The sequence below is a fragment of the Bradyrhizobium sp. CCBAU 51765 genome (assembly GCF_015291725.1).
Taxonomy (GTDB): Bacteria; Pseudomonadota; Alphaproteobacteria; order Rhizobiales; family Xanthobacteraceae; genus Bradyrhizobium; species Bradyrhizobium liaoningense.
In genome coordinates, this window is the sequence record NZ_CP030038.1 from 3,094,513 (window position 1) to 3,112,141 (window position 17,629).

Below are 17,629 nucleotides of genomic sequence, written 5' to 3' on the forward strand. Positions count from 1 at the left end.
TTCAGGCGCCGCGCACGATCTCGCGCACGTATCCGATCGTTTCCTCGATCTGGCTCGCATTGACGTCGAGATGGGTGCAGGCGCGGATGCGGCCGTCCATCATCGCAAGCGTCACGCCGCGCTGACGGAGCGCGGTGACCATCTTGTCGCCGGGAATGCCGGCGCCATCGGGCTTGAAGAACACGAGGTTGGTCTCGGGCTCCTGCACCTCGATTCCTGCGATCTGCGACAGTCCGCGGGCGAGCGCCCGCGCATTGGCGTGGTCGTCGGCCAGGCGGTCGACGTGATGGTCGAGCGCGTAGATGCAGGCCGCCGCGCAGATTCCAGCCTGCCGCATCGAGCCGCCGAGGCGCTGCTTCCACTGCCACACCGCATCGATGAACGCGCGCGAACCCGCGAGCACGCCGCCGATCGGCGCGCCGAGGCCCTTGGAGAAGTCGATCCAGGCCGAATCCCAGCCCGCGGTCATGTCGCGCGGCGAGATGCCGCTGGCCACGGTGGCGTTGAGCAGGCGTGCGCCGTCCATATGGGTGACGAGGCCGTGTTGCCTGGCGATCGCGACGATCTCGTCGAGCGCGGTCTTCTTCCAGATCGTGCCGCCGCCGATATTGGCGGTCTGCTCGACGCTGACGACGGTCTGCGGCGGCTGGTAGCGCGTGCGCGGATGCAGGGCTTTCCGGAACGTCTCCGGCGTGAACTGGCCGTCGGGGCCCTTGAGCTGCGTGACCTGGAAGCCGCCGATCGCCGCGTGCGCGCCGCCCTCGCGCGCGATGATGTGTGCGGTCTCATGGGCGAGGATCTCGTCGCCGGGACGGCAATGCACCAGCGTCGCGGTGACGTTGCACATCGTGCCGGAGGGCATGTAGACCGCGGCTTCCTTGCCGAGCAGCTCGGCAACACGCTCGCACAGCGCATTGACGGTCGGATCGTCGCCGACCTGCTCGTCCCCGACCTCCGCCCGCGCCATCGCCTCGCGCATCGCGGCCGTCGGCCTGGTCTGCGTATCCGACAGCAGATTGATGCGGACAGGTGGCGCCTTGGGATCGATGGGGGGAGGGGTGTAGAGCATCAACTTGCTCCTCGAATGGTACTCACTCGCGATCAGCGAGTTCTGGGTGGACGCCGGGCGGCGTGGCGAAACCGCATAATAGCGATTTCTACCTCGGTCACACGATAATCGATCAGATAAGGATAAGGGTTCACGGGCAAGCGACGGACGTATGCACGAGTGGTTTACCGCCCTGCATAAGGATGATCCTGAATGAGAGCGATCGGCGCGATAGTGCGGTCGCGTACGTGGCCCGCTCCCTGGGGCGAGCGTGTCTCGATGTAAGTCAGAATTTGGTCGATCTGGGCGAGAGCCCGCTTCGTGTAACGGACTTTCACAGCCCGTGCTTGGCCCACATCGCGCGGACTTCGTCGGGGCCAGCCAGTTCGCCGCGAGCGATTTCAGCTTCAGCCTCGGCGAGATCGACCTCTTCTGCTGCCGTTAGCTGGAGCGGAGGCTGCTCGACGCCCGCGAGTTCAAGCAGGGCTCGCGCCAGCTCATCCTGCTCCGAATCGGGCAGGCCGGAGACTTTGCTGAAGGCCTCTTCCAGAAGACGAGTCATGCTCAACTCCGCGATGCGAAATCATAGCACAGATGGCCTGAGACATGGGAATGGCCGGCTCAAACAAAAAGGCCCCGGAAACCGGGGCCTTTGAACGTTCGATCTGCCGAATGATCAGCGCGAATAGAATTCGACCACCAGATGCGGCTCCATCTGCACCGGGAACGGCACGTCGGAGAGGTTGGGGATGCGGATGTACTTCGCCGTCATCTTGCCGTGATCGACTTCGAGATAGTCGGGCGTGTCGCGCTCGGGCAATTGGCTGGCTTCGAGCACGTGCGCGAGCTGCTTGGAGGCTTCCTTGACCTCGACCACGTCGCCGACCTTGAGCTGATAGCTCGATATGTTGACCTTGCGGCCGTTCACCTTGACGTGGCCGTGGTTGATGAACTGGCGGGCAGCGAAGATCGTGGAGACGAACTTGGCGCGGTACACGACCGCGTCGAGACGACGCTCCAGGAGGCCGATCAGGTTCTCGCCGGTGTCACCCTTGAGGCGGCTCGCCTCGACATAGATGCCGTGGAACTGACGCTCGGAGATGTTGGCGTAATAGCCCTTCAGCTTCTGCTTGGCGCGCAGCTGCACGCCGAAGTCGGAGAGCTTGCCCTTGCGGCGCTGGCCGTGCTGGCCGGGGCCATATTCGCGGCGGTTCACGGGGCTCTTCGGGCGGCCCCAGATGTTCTGGCCCATACGGCGATCGATCTTGTACTTCGCCTCACTGCGCTTAGTCATCGCGTCCTCTTTGGTTGCATGGTTTGAGGAAACGCGCCCTCCTGTGTGACGGGATGATCCCGGCACCGACAGGTCCGATCCCCAAAGCTTAAGGGATTTGACCACGGGTCGCGAAACGCTTCGCGGGCCGAAATCGGCCCGCGAGCAGGCGGCTTTTAGGGGAGTTTGGGGCTGGCTGTCAATTCTTTAGCGGTCATTCCCGGGCGCCCGCAGGCGAAACCGGAATCTCGAGATCCGGGTTCGGTGCGGCGTACCGCCCCGGGATGACCGCCGCGCGTTCAGGTCCCGACCGCCCGGATCGGCTTGGAGCCGGCTGCCCGCAATTCGGCAGCGATTTCAATGTTGAGGACCTGCTCCAGCCGGGTCAGGGCCCGGGCAATCGGGGCGGCGTCGGTGACCCGGTGGTCCCAGCGGATCACGACATGGATGGTCTGGTCGGGCTCGACGCGCCCATAGCTGACGATATAGGGGCCGGGCGTGATGGGGTGGAGCTCGCCGCCGCCATAGGCGGCCACCGAGCTCACCCCGAAGCTGCCGAACCAATTGCCCCGCTCGCGGCCGAAATTCAGACCGATGGCCCACGACAGCCGCCGGAGCGGCAACGGCAGCTGGGTCGTCCGCATGATCTTGCGGAACATGGGGACGTCAGCGATCGGTGCTGTCTTGCCGCGTCGGATCTCGGCATCGATCGCCGCCAGCGACAGGGCCTCTGGGGCTGTGATTCGCTGCGGCATCACGCATTCCTCGCCGGCCTCGACCCGGGCGATCGCCACAAGCGCCACGCTCTTCGGCAGCTCATAGAGGGTCGGCCAAGGCCATTTGGCGTAGACGGTGCGCAGGACCGGCTCGTCTCGGGCAACCAGGGCAAAGGCTTTGACGAATATCGCGGCCCAGCCGGCGGGTGCCGTTGCGCCTGCGCGGGCCTCCAGCAGGGGGCGGATATTGAGCGAACGGGAGAGCGAAACGAAGGGCACGCCCATCGAGGCGTGCATGAGGTCGCAAATCAGGCGGCGCCGCAGCGAAATGGTCTTGGGCGTCCCGCGCATCGCTCTACAATTCCTGGGATAAGATTAAAATATGTGCAACGAGCGGGTCGTCGCTCGTCCCGTGCTCTAGCATGAACCAACCGGCTTGGGACCTTTGGGTTCGCCGCTTTCAGGGCGCCGGTGAAGCCAGAGGCTCGGCCCTGTCGATCAAGAAAATTACCAATGTTTTCAATTCATTATTGCCAAAGGCAGTGCCTGTTGAGGCAAGGCTGGCCAAGGATTGCGCGAGAAAGGTCTTCTTCAGCATGTTTCGCTCTGGACCGCGGACCCAGCAGCGCCGCGGTTCCCGGCAAGGTCGGCCACACGCGGTGCGGCGATTCAGCGCTTGATGCCCTCGAGCGCCGCCATGATGCCACGCTGGAACAGCGACCAGTCGAAGCCGAGCGCGATCGCGCGGTAGCCGCGGTCGATCAGAGCGTTGGCCTGGTCGGCGGTGCGGGCCACGCCCCCGATCGGCACGCCGCTTCTGAGGATGCCGGCCTCGGCGCGCGCGATCAGTTCGAGCAACTCCGGATCGTCCATCTGGCCGCGCTTGTTGATGGAGGTGGCGAGGTCGCCGGGGCCAATGACGGCGACGTCGATGCCCGGCGTCGCCATGATCTCGTCGATGCGGTTGACCGCGTCGACATGCTCGATGGTGATCATGCAGATCATCTCGTCGTCGGCGCTCGCCATGTAGTCCGGCATCGACTGGCCCCAACGGAACGGGGCGTGGAACGGACCCCAGAGCCGGTCTCCGCGTGGCGGGTAGCGCACGCTGCGAACCGCTTTCTCAGCCTCTGCGCGATTGGCGATCATGGGGAAGTTGATGCCGAAGGCGCCGATGTCCATCGGTGCCTTGGCAAGCCAGGGCTCGTTCGCCGCGATCCGCACCAAGGGGGTGCAGGGCGTGCCGGTCGTTGCGGCGATCATCGCATGCGCTTCGGTCAATCCGATCGGGCCGTGTTCGAGATCGACGATGATCCAGTCGAGCGAGCGCGCCATGATCTGCACGGTCTGCACGCTTGGGATCGTCGCGATGGCGCCGAAGGCGGGGCGGCCCTCGCGCCACAATTGGCGGAGGCGGCTGAGCGGCGTGGACGGGACCGACATGGAAATGGCCTGCGGGAAAGATGACGACGGCGGAGCCTAGCAGCGGCTCGTTGCCGCGCAAAGTCAGGCCAGCGCGCGCCCGCCGAAGAACGGCGTCAGCGTGGCCGACAGGCCGTGTGCGCGGTTCGATGTGAAGATCATCTCAGCGCCCGACTGCGCGAGTGCGCCGATCCGCGGGCCAAGCAGATCGGAGACGCGGCGGGCGATCGCCGGGGCCGGATCGATCCAGTCGACCGGCCAGGGTGCGAGCCGCCTCAGCCGATCGAGCAGCAGCGGATAATGCGTGCAGGCGAGCACCACCGTGTCGGTGCGCGATGTCGCGTCGGCGGGATCGCCGACGAAGCAGGGCGCGAGTTCGGCGGCGAGGGCCTCGTCGCTGACCGGTGCGCCGCGGAGCTCGGCTTCGGCCAGCGACGCAAGCTCGGGCGAGCCGACCAGCGTCACCTCGCAGCCTTGCGCGAAATCGCGGATCAGCGCCTTGGTGTATTCCCGCTTCACCGTTCCCTTGGTGCCGAGCACCGAGACGCGGCGGGTTCTCGACTGCGCGCAGGCCGGCTTGATCGCCGGCACCGTGCCGACGAAGGGCACGGAATACGCGGCGCGCAAGTGAGAAAGGACCAGGGTAGAGGCCGTGTTGCAGGCGATGACGACGAGGTCGGGATCATGCGTGCCGATCAACTCGCCCATCAGCGGCACCACGCGGGCGATGATCTCAGCCTCGTCATGGTGCCCATAGGGGAAGAAGGCGTCGTCGGCGACATAGACGTAATGCGCACCCGGGCGCGCGGCCACGACCTCACGGAGCACCGTGAGCCCGCCAAGGCCGGAATCGAACACCAGGATGGTTTCAGAATTGGTCACGCCGATACCCTAGCCCGTCATGGTTACCATTCGGTTTTTAGGGCGATTTTGCGGCGGGGGCCCCGCAAAGTCCCGGACGGAGGGCGACGCCACGTTGCCCGCGGGGCGGTCACGCGATCCTGTTCGTCGTCGCCGCGCGCTCCGTTGCCAGCTGCTTCTGCAAGCGGTCGATGTTTTGCAAGAGGCGCTGGCTGGTCAGCACCAGGAAGTAATAGCCGAACTGCGGATCCTGGAAGTAGATCTCGAGCAGCCGGTCATAGGTGATCGTCAGCACCTGTCCGTCCTCGATGCATTCGATCGTTCCGGTGCGGCGGTTGTCCGGCGTCAGGAAGCCGAGCTCGCCCATCAGCGCGCCCGGCCCGATCTCGACGTTGATCTCCTTGACCAGGAACTTGCCGGTGACCGTGAGCAGCATCTCCTTGGCCGGGTCGCCCAGCTTGAACAGCGTGTCGCCGCGGCGATATTTGCGCTCGGTCATGAACGGCTTCAGCCATTCGATCGACATGTCGCCTTCGGCGGCATGGCGCGCTTTCTTGACCAGCTTGAGCATCTGCCGCAGGCGCAAGGCGTTGATCGGAAGCAGGAGAAGATAGAGGAGGAATGTCGCAACGTTGGCGGAGAGCGCGCCGAACACGGCGAAGAACCCGCAGCCGATCATGTTGGCGACGCGCAGGGGCACCATGGTCCGCATCAGGAGCGTGGCAACGAAGAACCCGGCGCCCACCGCGGCGAACAGATTGGCCAGCGTGATGTTATGGACGAAGATCTCCAGCAGGCGGTTGAAGATCGCGTCGTAGGTGACGTTGTCGGGGTCGAGGCCCATCTGGACCAGGATCTTGGCGATCCTGAGGTTGTCGGTTGCCGCATCGAGAATGCGGTCGAGGATCGACGAAATGTCTGCGCTGCCGGACGGCATGATCTGGTCCTCGCGTAAGGCCTTCAATCCTGGTCGGCACCCGTATAGCCGAAATCGAATGACGACCGCTTGAATGACGCTTCCGGCCGTCATGCTGCAAGAGGCAAATTTTAGCGTGGTCGGGCGTTTCGGCAATTGCCCCTTGGTTGCCCGGGCGGCCACGGCGCGGCCGTGATTCGGGGCGGCCGTGCGGGCTGCGGCGTCGCGGACCGGCCGGGATGCCGGTGCGGCCGGGGCGTGGCGCGACGCTTAAGGCTTGGTGGCGGGCTGCACGACCTGCTGCTCGACAAGGCCGAGGCGCCCCGGCAGCGAGCCGGCGCGCAGCAGCATCGCGACGCTGTTGGCCTCTTCCAGGGTGAAGTTGCCGGCGATCTGCCCCGAGCCGCCGGTGATGGGCTCGCGGATCACGGGAGCGGAGATCACCTTGTCGTCGAGCACGATGGCAAAGGGCTTCCCGACGTTCTCTGCGGTGATGTGGGCGAAGCGCCGTGTGCCGCGGCCGTTGAAGCGGAACGAGGCGATCGGCTCCTTCGTGTCGCTCGTAAATCCCGGGCCGGCATAGCTGATGTCGTCGCCCTCGAGCGCGCTGTCCCTGGCGACGAGATAGGGAAGCCTGTCCTTGAAGCCGAGCAGGACTTCGGTGCCTGCCGGAGGCGCGCCGGATTGCGCCTGCTCCGCGGACATCGAGAGATCGATCAGGCGGAATCCGACCTTGACCTTCCTGGCGAAGATCGCGGTGACATGCTCGGCCTCCATCACGCCGGGCAGGAAGATGCGGATGCGGTCCGGCCCATCGACTTGAACGCTGGCAAGCTTGACGCCGGCGTCCTTGAGGCGCTGCTCGATCATGGCGACGGAATCTTCGACGAGGTCGCGCAGCCGCTCGGCGGATGCGGCATCGGTCGGTGCAAGCCTGATCAGACCGTCTCCGCCATCAGTCACGGTGAACGCATGCGCCGGCAGTCCCTCGGCCGCCGACCCGAGTTTGCGCGTGAGCTGTTCGCGACCCTTCGCGTCCGCGATCTTCACGTCGACGCCGCCGTCGCGGATCGCAAGGCCGGAGAAGGCGATCCGGCCCTCGCGCAGGGTCTTGTAGACGTCGTCGCGCAGATCCGTGACGGCCGCCGCCCGCAAGCCGTCAGTGTCTACCTTGTAGACGATGCGGGACCCGCCCAGCTTCTCCATCTTGTCGGCGACGAAGGCTGCGATTTTGGCCCGCATCTTGTCGAACTGGGTGTCCGCGCCGAGAGTGGCAGAGGGCAGAGCGATTGCGAATACCGTCGCGAACGCGGCGATCAGCCGCGTGATGCGATTCCGCAGGGGCGTCGTCATGATCACCTCAAGTCTTGCGGCAGGACGCTGGCGAGCGAATTCAGTGCCAGTTCTTGGTCCCCGCATCAGCCGCAGAGGTTCAAGCGCCACATCCGCTAGGCAATGGACGAACGCTCAATCATCCATCATTCTGTCCGCGCTCGGCCGGCGATCGGCCGGGGCCTCGCCCAACCAAGATGTCAGAAGATACGGGGGCGGGGACATGCATCTGAGGGAGGACGGAATTTCATGGCGGGCATCCACGCGCTCGATCGGTTCATCGGCAACGACTATCCGGATCTTTTGACGGACGAGGACGTCCGCTCGTTCGAGCAGATCCCTTACGCTGACCGCGTCGCGGCCGAGAGCACCTATGATGCGATCAGGCTAGGTGCGGCGCGCAATCCCGACGGGGCGGCGATCCAGTTCCTGCAAAACGCCGATCCCGCCGACACGCCGCTGGTCGTCACCTATCGCGACTTCATCGCGCGTGTCACGCAGGCCGCCAACATGTTTCACGCGCTCGGCGCCGAGAAGGGCGACGTCATCAGCTTCATGTTGCCGCTGGTGCCCGATGCCTTCGTCACGCTGTTCGGCGCGGAGGCCGCCGGCATCGCCAATCCCGTCAACCCGCTGCTCGAGCCACACCAGATCGCCGAGATCCTGGAGGCCGCGAACACCAGGATCCTGGTGGCGCTCGGACCGATGCCGGGCACCGACATCTGGCAGAAGGTCGAGCAGATCCGCCCGCAGCTCAAGAATCTGAAGGCCGTGGTGCAGGTGTTCGGCGGCGGCGATCCGGCGAAAGGCATCTTTGCCTTCAGCGACCTGATCAAGCAGCAGCCGTCGGACCGGCTCGTCAGCGGACGCCAGATTTCGGGCGCGGACATCGCCGCTTATTTCCACACCGGCGGCACCACGGGCACGCCGAAGCTGGTGCGGCACACCCATGCCAACCAGGTCTATCAGGCCTGGGCACTCAATCTGCTGCTGAAGGGGAAGCCCGGCGCCAATCTGCTGTTCGGCATGCCGCTGTTTCATGTCGGGGGATCGCTGACACAGGTGCTGACGACGCTGTCGAGCGGCGGTTCGCTGGTCGTGCTGTCGCCGAGCGGCTGGCGCAACCCGAATGCGGTGAAGAACATCTGGCAGCTCGCCGAGCGTTTCAAGCCCGAAGCGCTGTCGAGCGTGCCGACGGTGCTTGCCGCCACGCTCGCGGTGCCGCCGGGCAACGCGGATATCTCGAGCCTGAAATATGCGGCGGGTGGCGGCTCGGCGATTCCGGTCGCGGTGGGATCGGCGATTCAGGAGAAACTGAAGCTGCCGGTGGTCGAGGTCTACGGCATGACCGAGACCTCGAGCGTGCACACGCTGGCCTATCCGTCGCGGCCGATCCGGCTCGGCTCGGTCGGCCTTCCCATGCCTTATGCGCGCGTGCGCATCGTGCAGCTCGATGCTGAGGGACGCCTGATCCGCGACTGCAAGCCGGACGAGATCGGCGTCGTCATCATGGCAGGTCCCGGCGTGTTCGGGGGCTATCTCAACGACGAGCACAACAGGGGCGCCTTCGTCGACGAGGTGTGGGTCAATTCCGGCGATCTCGGCCGGCTCGATGCCGACGGCTATCTCTGGATCACCGGCCGCGCCAAGGACCTCGTGATCCGCGGCGGCCACAACATCGATCCGGCACCGATCGAGGAGATCATGTTCCGCCACCCCGCGGTCGGCTTCGCCGCGGTGGTTGGCCAGCCCGATGCCTATGCCGGCGAGCTGCCGGTGGGGTATGTGCAGCTGAAGCCGGGCGCAAAGGTCGAGCCGGGCGAGCTGGAATCCTGGGTGCGCGAACGTACGCCGGAGCGCGCCGCCGTCCCGGTCCAGGTCATCCCGATCGATCCGATGCCGGTGACCGGCGTCGGAAAGGTGTTCAAGCCGCAGCTGCGCTGGGACGCGGCGCAGCGCGTGTTCACCAAGGTGCTGGCGCCGCTGGTCGAGCGCGGCATAGATTGCAAGGTGAGGGTCGGCGCCCATGGCAGCCACGGCTCGATCGCGACCGTGACGCTCGCCGGTGTTTCGGAGGATCAGCGCGAGGCCGTCGCGAACGAGGTGCACAAGCTGCTCGCACCGTTCGTGATGCGGCACGAGGTAGTGCAGGCGTAGCGCCCCTCAAAGATCTGCCCACCGAGTTGGACAGGAGGCGACGCTTCGCCACGTTATCCATAACGCCTTCGAGAGCTCTATGTGACTGGCGTCACATAAGTAGAGTTAGCAATCGGCGATGCTTCCGAATAGTCTCATGGAATTGCATCCGGGGGGGCGCAAGTGATTCCGTTTCGGCTATTTGTTTTGTTAATATTGGCGGTGGGCTTTGCCTGCGGACCGGCGCATGCCGACCGGCGAGTCGCGCTCGTGATCGGCAATTCCGCCTACAAGAGCGCACCCAAACTTGGCAATCCCGTCAACGATGCCACCTTGGTCGGCGGCATGTTCAAGAAGGCCGGTTTTGATTCCGTCGACGTCAGGCTGGATCTCAGTGCCAGCGAGATGCGGCGCATGCTGCGCGAGTTCGCCGGCAGGACGCGCGATGCGGAAATGGCGGTGATCTATTACGCTGGCCACGGCATCGAGCTCGACGGCAACAACTATCTCATTCCGACCGACGCTACGCTGGAGACTGACGGCGACGTTCTCGACGAGACCATCCCGGTCGAGCGGGCATTGTTCGCGGTCGAGCCGGCCAAGCAGCTGCGCCTGATCATCCTGGATGCATGCCGCGACAATCCATTCGCGAAGACGATGAAGCGCACACTGGCCTCGCGCGCGATCGGACGCGGCCTCGCCAAGGTCGAGCCGACCAGCCCGAACACGATGATTGCGTTTGCGGCAAAAGCCGGCTCGACGGCGTCCGATGGCGATTCCAGAAACAGCCCGTTCGCCACCGCGCTGGTCGAGCACCTGCCAAAACCCGGCCTCGATCTGCGCAAGGCCTTCGGCTTCGTTCGCGACGATGTGCTCAAGGCGACCGGCTACAAGCAGGAGCCCTATGTCTACGGCTCGCTAGGCGGCGACGATGTGCCCTTGGTTGCGGTCAAGCCGGCTGCGACCGGTCCGCAGGCGAACCCGCAGGAGGCCGTGCGCAGGGACTATGAGCTCGCGCTCCAACTTGCGACGCGCGACGCCTGGGAAGCGTTTCTGGCAGCATATCCCGACGGCTTCTACGCCAATCTCGCCAAGGGGCAGCTGAACAAGATCGGCGCCGAGGAGACGCGCGCGGCGGCTGAGCAAAAGGCAAGGGTGGCCGAGCAGGAAAAGGCGAGGCTGATTGCCGAGCGCGCCCAGAAGGCCGAGCAGGAGAAGGCGGCCGCGGCGGCCAAGGCGGCCGAAGAGGCGCGGATCGCGGCCGAAAAGAAGAAGGAGATCGAGCAGGCGAGGGCCGAAGCGGCCGAACGCGAGCGCAAGGCGGCAGAGGCGGCGGCTGCGAGAGCGCTGGCCGAGAAGCAGGCGGCGGAAAAGGCCAAGGCCGAGCTTGCCGCAAGGCAGGCTGCCGAGAAAGCGGAGCAGGCTGCAAAGCCGGCGGCCGATCGGCAGTTGCCCGAAGTCGAGAACCAGAAAGTGGCCGCGCTTTCGCCCGCGCCGACATCGTCGTTATCCGCAGCTGACCTCGCCAAATCCGTACAGAGCGAATTGCGCCGCGTCGGCTGCCTCACGTCGACTGCGGAGGGCGAGTGGACGGCGGCCGCGCAGCGCTCGCTGACGCTGTTCAACAAATATGCCGGCACCCAGTTCGATGTGAAGCTTGCGAGCGTTGACGCACTCGATGCGCTCAAGGCGAAGCCGGGACGGGTCTGTCCGCTGGTGTGCAATTTCAGCTTCAAGGCCGACGGCGATCAATGCGTGAAGATCACCTGCCGCGCCGGCTATCGCGTCGGTGACGACAACGAGTGCGAGAAGATCCCGGAGAAGAAGCCGGTCGCAACGCGGGAAGATTCGAGAAGGCGTGATCAGGATCGAAAACAAACGGAGGGCGCGCCATCAGCGCCGCAGGCTTCGGGGCAGGTGATCTGCAACAGCGCCGGTTGCAGGCCGATCGCCAAGGGGTGCCGGCTCGGAACAGCCAATCATCCGTCCAATCCCGCGGTTAAAATACCGGCCGAAATCTGCAACTGAAGACGAGAGTCAACCCGCCGGCATCCGCGTTTCGACCAGACGCGCCCAGAACGAGGCGCCGTGGCCGAGGATGTTGTCGTTGAAGACGTAGGCCGGGTGGTGGCACTCGTTGCCGTCGCCCATGCCGACAAGCACCATTGCGCCGGGGCGTGCTTCCAGCATGAACGAGAAGTCCTCGGCACCCATCATCGGGATGAACTTGTCGTTGACGCGCTCAGTGCCGACGATGTCGCGAGCGACGTCGGCGGCAAGGCCGGCCTCGCGGGCATGGTTCATCGTCACCGGATACATCCGCGTGTACTTCGTCTCGGCCGAGCCGCCATAGGCGCGGGCGATGCTGTCGGCGACTTCGCCGATGCGGCGCTCGACGAGATCGCGCACCTCGGGGTCGAGCGTGCGCACGGTGCCGCCGAGTTCGGCGACCTCCGGGATGATGTTGAAGGCGGTGCCGGAATGGAATTGCGTGATCGAGATGACCGCCGACTTCAGCGGATCGACGTTGCGCGCGACGATCGATTGCAGCGCATTCACGATCTGCGAGCCGATCAGCACGCTGTCGACCGATTTGTGCGGGCCTGCGCCGGCGTGTCCGCCCTTGCCATGCACGGTGATCTGGATGTTGTCGGAGGACGCGAGCATCGGGCCGGGCGTGGTTGCGAAATGACCCTCGGGCAGGCCCGGCATGTTGTGCATGCCGTAGACCTCCTGGATGTTCCAGCGCGTCATCAGCCCGTCCTCGACCATCGCCTTGCCGCCGCCGCCACCTTCTTCGGCGGGCTGGAAGATCACCACGGCCGAGCCGTCGAAATTGCGCGTCTCCGTGAGATATTTGGCGGCGCCCAGCAGCATGGCGGTGTGGCCGTCATGGCCGCAGGCGTGCATCTTGCCGGGGACCTTGGAGGCATAAGGCACGCCCGACGTCTCCATGATCGGCAGCGCGTCCATGTCGGCGCGCAGGCCGATGGCCTTGCCGGAGGCCGACTTGCGGCCGCGGATCACGCCGACCACGCCGGTACGGCCGATGCCCGTCACCACCTCGTCGCAGCCGAACTCGCGAAGCTTGTCCGCGACGATGCCGGCGGTGCGGTGGACTTCGTAGAGCAGCTCGGGGTTCTCGTGGAAGTCATGGCGCCAGGCGGCCATTTCGTCGGAGAGGGCGGCAACGCGGTTGACGATGGGCATTCGAGGGGTCCGTTCGTGTTCGTAGGGTGAGTCAGCGTAGCGTAACAGACCTAATGCACGCAAATCAGACAAGAGCTGTGCCCGGCTTAGTCTGCGAAGATGAGCTTCTTTGGCTCTGGAAAATGCCCTAGCTCGATGCATTTCGCTAAGCAGGACCGCAACACGTCTCGCGTGAAATGGGCAGTCTCTTGTAAATCAGTCAATTGCCCCCCGGACCCGTGCGTAACTTTGGAGCGCGTATTGTAGCTACGTCTTAGGCGTTCAAATAGCTCTGATCGGTCGGAGCCACTCTTTAGAAAATTGGCTATGTAAAGACAGAGACGAAAAGACAATTCGGTGTCTGTCTTGAATAGCGCCTCGAGGCCGCTCCAAGCGAGAAGGAGGGCCGCGTTTGCATAAGGCACACAATGGTACGATGTGAGTGCTTGCATGGCATTTTGGAAGATTGCTTCTTTCGTGAAGCGCAGTCCCGTGGCCATGTTAGCTTTGATCCATGCCGCATCCTCAGCCGTTAGCGTTATATTTTGGTAGTGACTGGGGACGGTATCGACGAACGGCGTACAGTATATGTGCGGTCCCTCGGAATCTGGTTCATCCAGCATTGAGACGTTCAGGACTGCAGGCGCGTATATCCAGCCGGCAGTTCTGATCATAAGGAGGAAAGAGAAGACGTGAACGGGGTTGAAATCAAAGATTCCATCTCCGCTTGCGCTACGCAATGCTATTTCGAAATCTAAGTCGTCAATCTTCCTAAAAGTTTGCAAGTCCTCGACTACGTGCTTTCGCTTGATCTTGATGGATCTCTTAGGATCTCTTCTCTGAATGTGGAGAAGTATTGGCTCCGCCTCTGGATATATCGCGAGGTCTTCAAAACCTAACGTGACCCCCCTGCAAGGTATGTAGCGCCAATACCAGTAGATCATTGATGCCCTCAGTCCGTACCCCGGATGAGCGAAGCGACATCGGGGATCTTTCGCGGGAGATCTCCCGGGGTATCGCTGCGCTCACCCGGGCTACGAAAGCGATGTTCAGCTCTCGCCGAACACGCGCTTGAAAATCGTGTCGACGTGCTTGAGGTGATAGCCGAGGTCGAACTGTTCCTCGATCTCGGCGTCGGTGAGATACTTCTTCACCTCGGTGTCCTTCTTGAGGAGCTGGAGGAAGTCGCCTTCGCCGCGCCAGACCGGCATGGCGTTGCGCTGCACGAGCTTGTAGGCGTCCTCGCGGCTCGCGCCCTTCTGCGTCAGCGCCAGCAGCACGCGCTGCGAATGCACGAGGCCGCCGAGGCGGTCGAGGTTCTTCTGCATGTTGGCGGGGTACACCAGGAGCTTGTCGATCATCCCGGCGAGGCGCACCAGCGCGAAGTCGAGCGTCACGGTGGCGTCGGGGCCCATCATCCGCTCGGCCGAGGAATGCGAGATGTCGCGCTCGTGCCAGAGCACGACGTTCTCCAGGGCCGGCGTCACATAGGCGCGCACCATGCGCGAGAGGCCGGTGAGGTTCTCCGACAGCACCGGGTTGCGCTTGTGCGGCATCGCGGACGAGCCCTTCTGCCCCTCCGAGAAGAACTCTTCGGCCTCCAGCACCTCGGTGCGCTGCATGTGGCGGATCTCCACGGCGATCCGTTCGATCGAGGAAGCGATCACGCCGAGCGTCGAGAAATACATGGCATGACGGTCGCGCGGGATCACCTGCGTCGAGATCGGCTCCGGCACGAGCCCCATGGCCTTCGCGACATGCTCTTCGACGCGCGGATCGATCTGCGCGAAAGTACCGACCGCTCCGGAAATGGCGCAGGTCGCGACTTCCTTCCGCGCGGCGATCAGGCGCTCCTTGGCCCGGGTGAATTCGGCATAGGCATAGGCGAGCTTGAGGCCGAAGGTGACGGGCTCGGCGTGGATGCCGTGGCTGCGGCCGATGGTCGGCGTCATCTTGTGCTCGAAGGCGCGCTTCTTCAGCGCGGCCAGCACCTTGTCGAGGTCGGCGAGCAGCAAGTCGGCGGCGCGCGTGAGCTGGACGTTGAGGCAGGTGTCGAGCACGTCGGAGGAGGTCATGCCCTGGTGCACGAAGCGCGCCTCGGGGCCGACGATCTCGGCGAGGTGGGTGAGGAAGGCGATGACGTCGTGCTTGGTCTCGCGCTCGATCTCGTCGATACGGGCGACGTCGAACGTGGCGTCCTTGGCCTTGGCCCAGACCGTTCTGGCGGCCTCCTTGGGGATGGTTCCGAGCTCTGCGAGCGCGTCCGCCGCATGCGCCTCGATCTCAAACCAGATCTTGAACCGGGTCTGTGGCTCCCAGATCGAGGCCATTTCCGGGCGGGTATAGCGGGGGATCATCTGACGGCTCCAGCAAGGTAGGCGGGCGGCCCAAGGGGGCTGTGCCGGCCAAAATGTCTTTTACGCCGTGATTTAGCAGAGCGGGGAGGCCTGAACAAACGGCGGGCGCAAGCTAGCAGGGGATGATTGGACCGAGCAGGCAGCCAGCGCCAAGGTTCGGCCGGCAGCGGTATCCGGCGAGGGGACTGCCCCGGCCGCAGAAATCAGCGGTCAATCACGGATCATTGACTGACAGATATTGAAATCTGTCAGCGGGACGTGTATATCCGTCTCCGGACGCTCCGATTGGGCGTCCCGCGACAATCCTCCGGGGAGCCCGACATCCGAACAAGCTCGGATCGGAGGGCGGATCGAACAACGGGGACCGCGGACGAATGGAGACTTACGACGATGACGACCGAAATCCTCAATTTCACCGGCGCGATTGGGCATTGGCTCAATTTGCTGGTGGCGCGCCAGATCGCGGCGCAGGCTGCAAAACTGCCTCATTAAGGCATAGGCTTTCCGAACGACCGGCAAGGGCGCTTCGGAAGCAGCCCTACCGCCGGGTAACTGAGCCCCAAACGGGAACATGGTGCTGGCATGAATGAAGCCGTTGTCTTGACGCCGGAGCGGATCCTCGAAGTCACCGAGGACGTGCTCAGGCGCTACGGACTTGCCAAGGCCACCGTGGTCGACGTTGCCCGTGCGCTCGATGTGAGCCACGGCAGCGTCTATCGCCATTTCCCCAGCAAGGCCTCGCTGCGCGAGGCCGTTGCAAAACGCTGGCTGGACCGCATCGACGCGCCGTTGCTGGCGATCGCCAACGAGCAGGGGCCGGCGCCCGACAGGCTCGACCGCTGGCTGCGCACGCTGTTCGCAGCCAAGCGTTCGCGTGTGCTCGACGACCCCGAAATGTTCGAGACCTACCTGACGCTGGCACGCGAGGCCTGCGCGGCCGTCAAATGTCACAAGGACACCATGATCGACCAGATCGCGGCGATCCTGACCGATGGCGTGAAGCGGGGCGAATTCGCCGTGGGCGACGTCAAGGCAACCGCGCGCGCGATCTTCGATGCGACCGTCCGCTTCCATCATCCCGCCCATGCCGACGAGTGGAAGGACGCTGATCTCTCCGCGCGCGTCGATGCGACGCTCGCTCTGCTGCTGCGCGGGCTGAGGACGGCCTAAAGCGCGATGCGATTGGGACGAATCGTCATCGCGCTTTAGGTTGCTGTTTGAGCATGATCTTTTCGGAAAACCGCTGCGCACTTTTCCGGATCATGCTTTAAGGCCGCAAATTCCATTCAATCCCGGCTGCGGCCAGTCAACCTTTCGCCTTTTGGAGAGCGGCGCCGTCGCGAAGCGAGGGCGAGGAAGCCGAATGTTTTCGTGTGTGGAAGGCAGGATCGGAGGATGGCACGACCGGCGGGCTGTGCGGGTATGCATTGACTGCGATCTCGACGGCGTCCTTTGACCGCTTTCGAAGGCGGTAGAACGTCAGCTCCTGATCGAACATGGGGCAGCGAAAGTGGACGACGGCCGTGTCCGGCAGGCGGCAAAGTTCGTCGATGAGCTCGCCTACTGTGATGATCGGGGGATGGTCGACTGCCTTGTGGTGACCCTTACTCATGACGCTTTACTCCTTTTCTGGCGTACTAACCGGAGCCGGATCGGCTCCGTTCCAATCTCGTTCAGCAGATTGAGAAGCTTCGGGAGATAAGGAGTGCGGCAGCCTGGCTGCTAGATCCTGGTCAGCCCACAGGTCGCGGCCAGCCGCACGAGTTGCGCATCCGTGCGCGCGCCGGTCTTGGTCTTGATCAGGTAGTGATAGTTCTGCACCGTTTTGACGCTGAGATTGAGATGCGTCGCGATCTGCTCGGTGGTGGCGCCGCCGGCGAACTGGCGCAGGATCTCGATCTCGCGCTCACCCAGCTGGTCCAGCGCCGAACCCTTCGGCGACAGGCTGTCCTCGGCCAGAACATGCGCGATGTCGTCGCTCATGGCGCGCTCACCGCGCGCCACGCTGCGGATGGCGCGCACAACCGCGGACGGCTCGCTGCTCTTGGTGACGAAGCCCGAGGCTCCGGCGCCAAAGGCGGCCTTCACCAGCACGGCTTCGTTGTGCATGGTGAAGACGAGGATCCGCGCCCGCGGGCTGCGCGCGCGGATGTTGCGGATCGCCTCCAGCCCGCTCGCGCCGGGCATCGAGATATCGAGCACGACGACGTCGGGATCATGCGCCTTGAACGCGCTGTAGGCGTCCGCGGCGTTGTCGGCCTCCGCCACGACGTGCAGATCTCCCTGGCTTTCCAGCACGCGCCGGTAGCCTTGCCGGACGATCGGGTGGTCGTCGACCAGCAGCACGGAGATGCCTGTTGCTGCAACCTCGCTCATGCC

The 17,629-nt window shown here is 64.3% G+C and carries 16 protein-coding genes; 3 read left to right on the plus strand and 13 right to left on the minus strand.

From position 1 onward, the window contains the following. Window position 1: 1 nt before the first annotated feature. The 9 genes from XH96_RS14715 to XH96_RS14755 all read right to left on the minus strand — a co-directional run bounded on the left by XH96_RS14715 (window position 2) and on the right by XH96_RS14755 (window position 7,589). The gene (locus XH96_RS14715) at window positions 2–1,069 is read right to left on the minus strand and encodes a low specificity L-threonine aldolase (RefSeq protein WP_194393121.1); all 1,068 of its coding nucleotides are present in this window, start codon (window positions 1,067–1,069) and stop codon (window positions 2–4) included. A 313-nt stretch (window positions 1,070–1,382) separates the two neighbouring features. Next, window positions 1,383–1,610 carry a hypothetical protein gene (locus tag XH96_RS14720; RefSeq protein ID WP_194393122.1) on the minus strand — a complete coding sequence of 76 codons (228 nt, stop codon included), beginning with the start codon at window positions 1,608–1,610 and terminating at the stop codon, window positions 1,383–1,385. 114 nt (window positions 1,611–1,724) lie between these two features. Then, window positions 1,725–2,342 carry a 30S ribosomal protein S4 gene (rpsD, locus tag XH96_RS14725; RefSeq protein ID WP_028181912.1) on the minus strand — a complete coding sequence of 206 codons (618 nt, stop codon included), beginning with the start codon at window positions 2,340–2,342 and terminating at the stop codon, window positions 1,725–1,727. Between the two features lie 278 nt (window positions 2,343–2,620). Then, a complete protein-coding gene (locus XH96_RS14730) occupies window positions 2,621–3,388 on the minus strand; it encodes an acyltransferase (protein ID WP_194393123.1) in 768 nt (255 codons plus the stop codon). Window positions 3,389–3,497: 109 nt separating this feature from the next. Continuing rightward, window positions 3,498–3,635, minus strand: coding sequence for a hypothetical protein (locus tag XH96_RS14735; RefSeq protein WP_194393124.1), 138 nt, complete (start codon window positions 3,633–3,635; stop codon window positions 3,498–3,500). 71 nt (window positions 3,636–3,706) lie between these two features. Then, window positions 3,707–4,480 carry an HpcH/HpaI aldolase/citrate lyase family protein gene (locus XH96_RS14740; protein ID WP_194393125.1) on the minus strand — a complete coding sequence of 258 codons (774 nt, stop codon included), beginning with the start codon at window positions 4,478–4,480 and terminating at the stop codon, window positions 3,707–3,709. A gap of 63 nt (window positions 4,481–4,543) precedes the next feature. Beyond that, window positions 4,544–5,341: a glutamate racemase gene (murI, locus tag XH96_RS14745; protein WP_061882945.1), complete on the minus strand. Its 798-nt coding sequence runs from the start codon at window positions 5,339–5,341 to the stop codon at window positions 4,544–4,546. A 109-nt stretch (window positions 5,342–5,450) separates the two neighbouring features. Continuing rightward, entirely contained in the window at window positions 5,451–6,257 is an 807-nt protein-coding gene (locus XH96_RS14750) for a Crp/Fnr family transcriptional regulator (RefSeq protein ID WP_194393126.1), read from the minus strand. 249 nt (window positions 6,258–6,506) lie between these two features. Continuing rightward, window positions 6,507–7,589: a preprotein translocase subunit SecD gene (locus XH96_RS14755; protein ID WP_194393127.1), complete on the minus strand. Its 1,083-nt coding sequence runs from the start codon at window positions 7,587–7,589 to the stop codon at window positions 6,507–6,509. Between the two features lie 228 nt (window positions 7,590–7,817). On the opposite strand from XH96_RS14755, the gene XH96_RS14760 reads away from it, so the two are divergent. Next, window positions 7,818–9,725: an acyl-CoA synthetase gene (locus tag XH96_RS14760; protein ID WP_194393128.1), complete on the plus strand. Its 1,908-nt coding sequence runs from the start codon at window positions 7,818–7,820 to the stop codon at window positions 9,723–9,725. Between the two features lie 162 nt (window positions 9,726–9,887). Continuing rightward, complete coding sequence (locus tag XH96_RS14765) at window positions 9,888–11,732, plus strand: caspase family protein (RefSeq protein WP_194393129.1); 1,845 nt, start codon at window positions 9,888–9,890, stop codon at window positions 11,730–11,732. Between the two features lie 9 nt (window positions 11,733–11,741). On the opposite strand, the gene XH96_RS14770 is transcribed toward XH96_RS14765, so the two are convergent. The 3 genes from XH96_RS14770 to purB all read right to left on the minus strand — a co-directional run bounded on the left by XH96_RS14770 (window position 11,742) and on the right by purB (window position 15,250). After that, a complete protein-coding gene (locus XH96_RS14770; protein WP_194393130.1) occupies window positions 11,742–12,914 on the minus strand; it encodes a M20 aminoacylase family protein in 1,173 nt (390 codons plus the stop codon). A gap of 86 nt (window positions 12,915–13,000) precedes the next feature. After that, a complete protein-coding gene (locus tag XH96_RS14775; protein WP_194393131.1) occupies window positions 13,001–13,837 on the minus strand; it encodes a HEPN domain-containing protein in 837 nt (278 codons plus the stop codon). A 105-nt stretch (window positions 13,838–13,942) separates the two neighbouring features. Continuing rightward, a complete protein-coding gene (gene purB / locus XH96_RS14780) occupies window positions 13,943–15,250 on the minus strand; it encodes an adenylosuccinate lyase (protein WP_194393132.1) in 1,308 nt (435 codons plus the stop codon). A 582-nt stretch (window positions 15,251–15,832) separates the two neighbouring features. Between purB and XH96_RS14785 the strand changes: the two genes are divergently transcribed. Further along, window positions 15,833–16,420: a TetR family transcriptional regulator gene (locus tag XH96_RS14785; RefSeq protein ID WP_194393133.1), complete on the plus strand. Its 588-nt coding sequence runs from the start codon at window positions 15,833–15,835 to the stop codon at window positions 16,418–16,420. 552 nt (window positions 16,421–16,972) lie between these two features. Here XH96_RS14785 and XH96_RS14790 read toward each other — a convergent pair. Next, window positions 16,973–17,626, minus strand: a complete 654-nt coding sequence (locus XH96_RS14790) for a response regulator transcription factor (RefSeq protein ID WP_194393134.1) — start codon at window positions 17,624–17,626, stop codon at window positions 16,973–16,975. Between the last annotated feature and the right edge of the window lie 3 nt (window positions 17,627–17,629).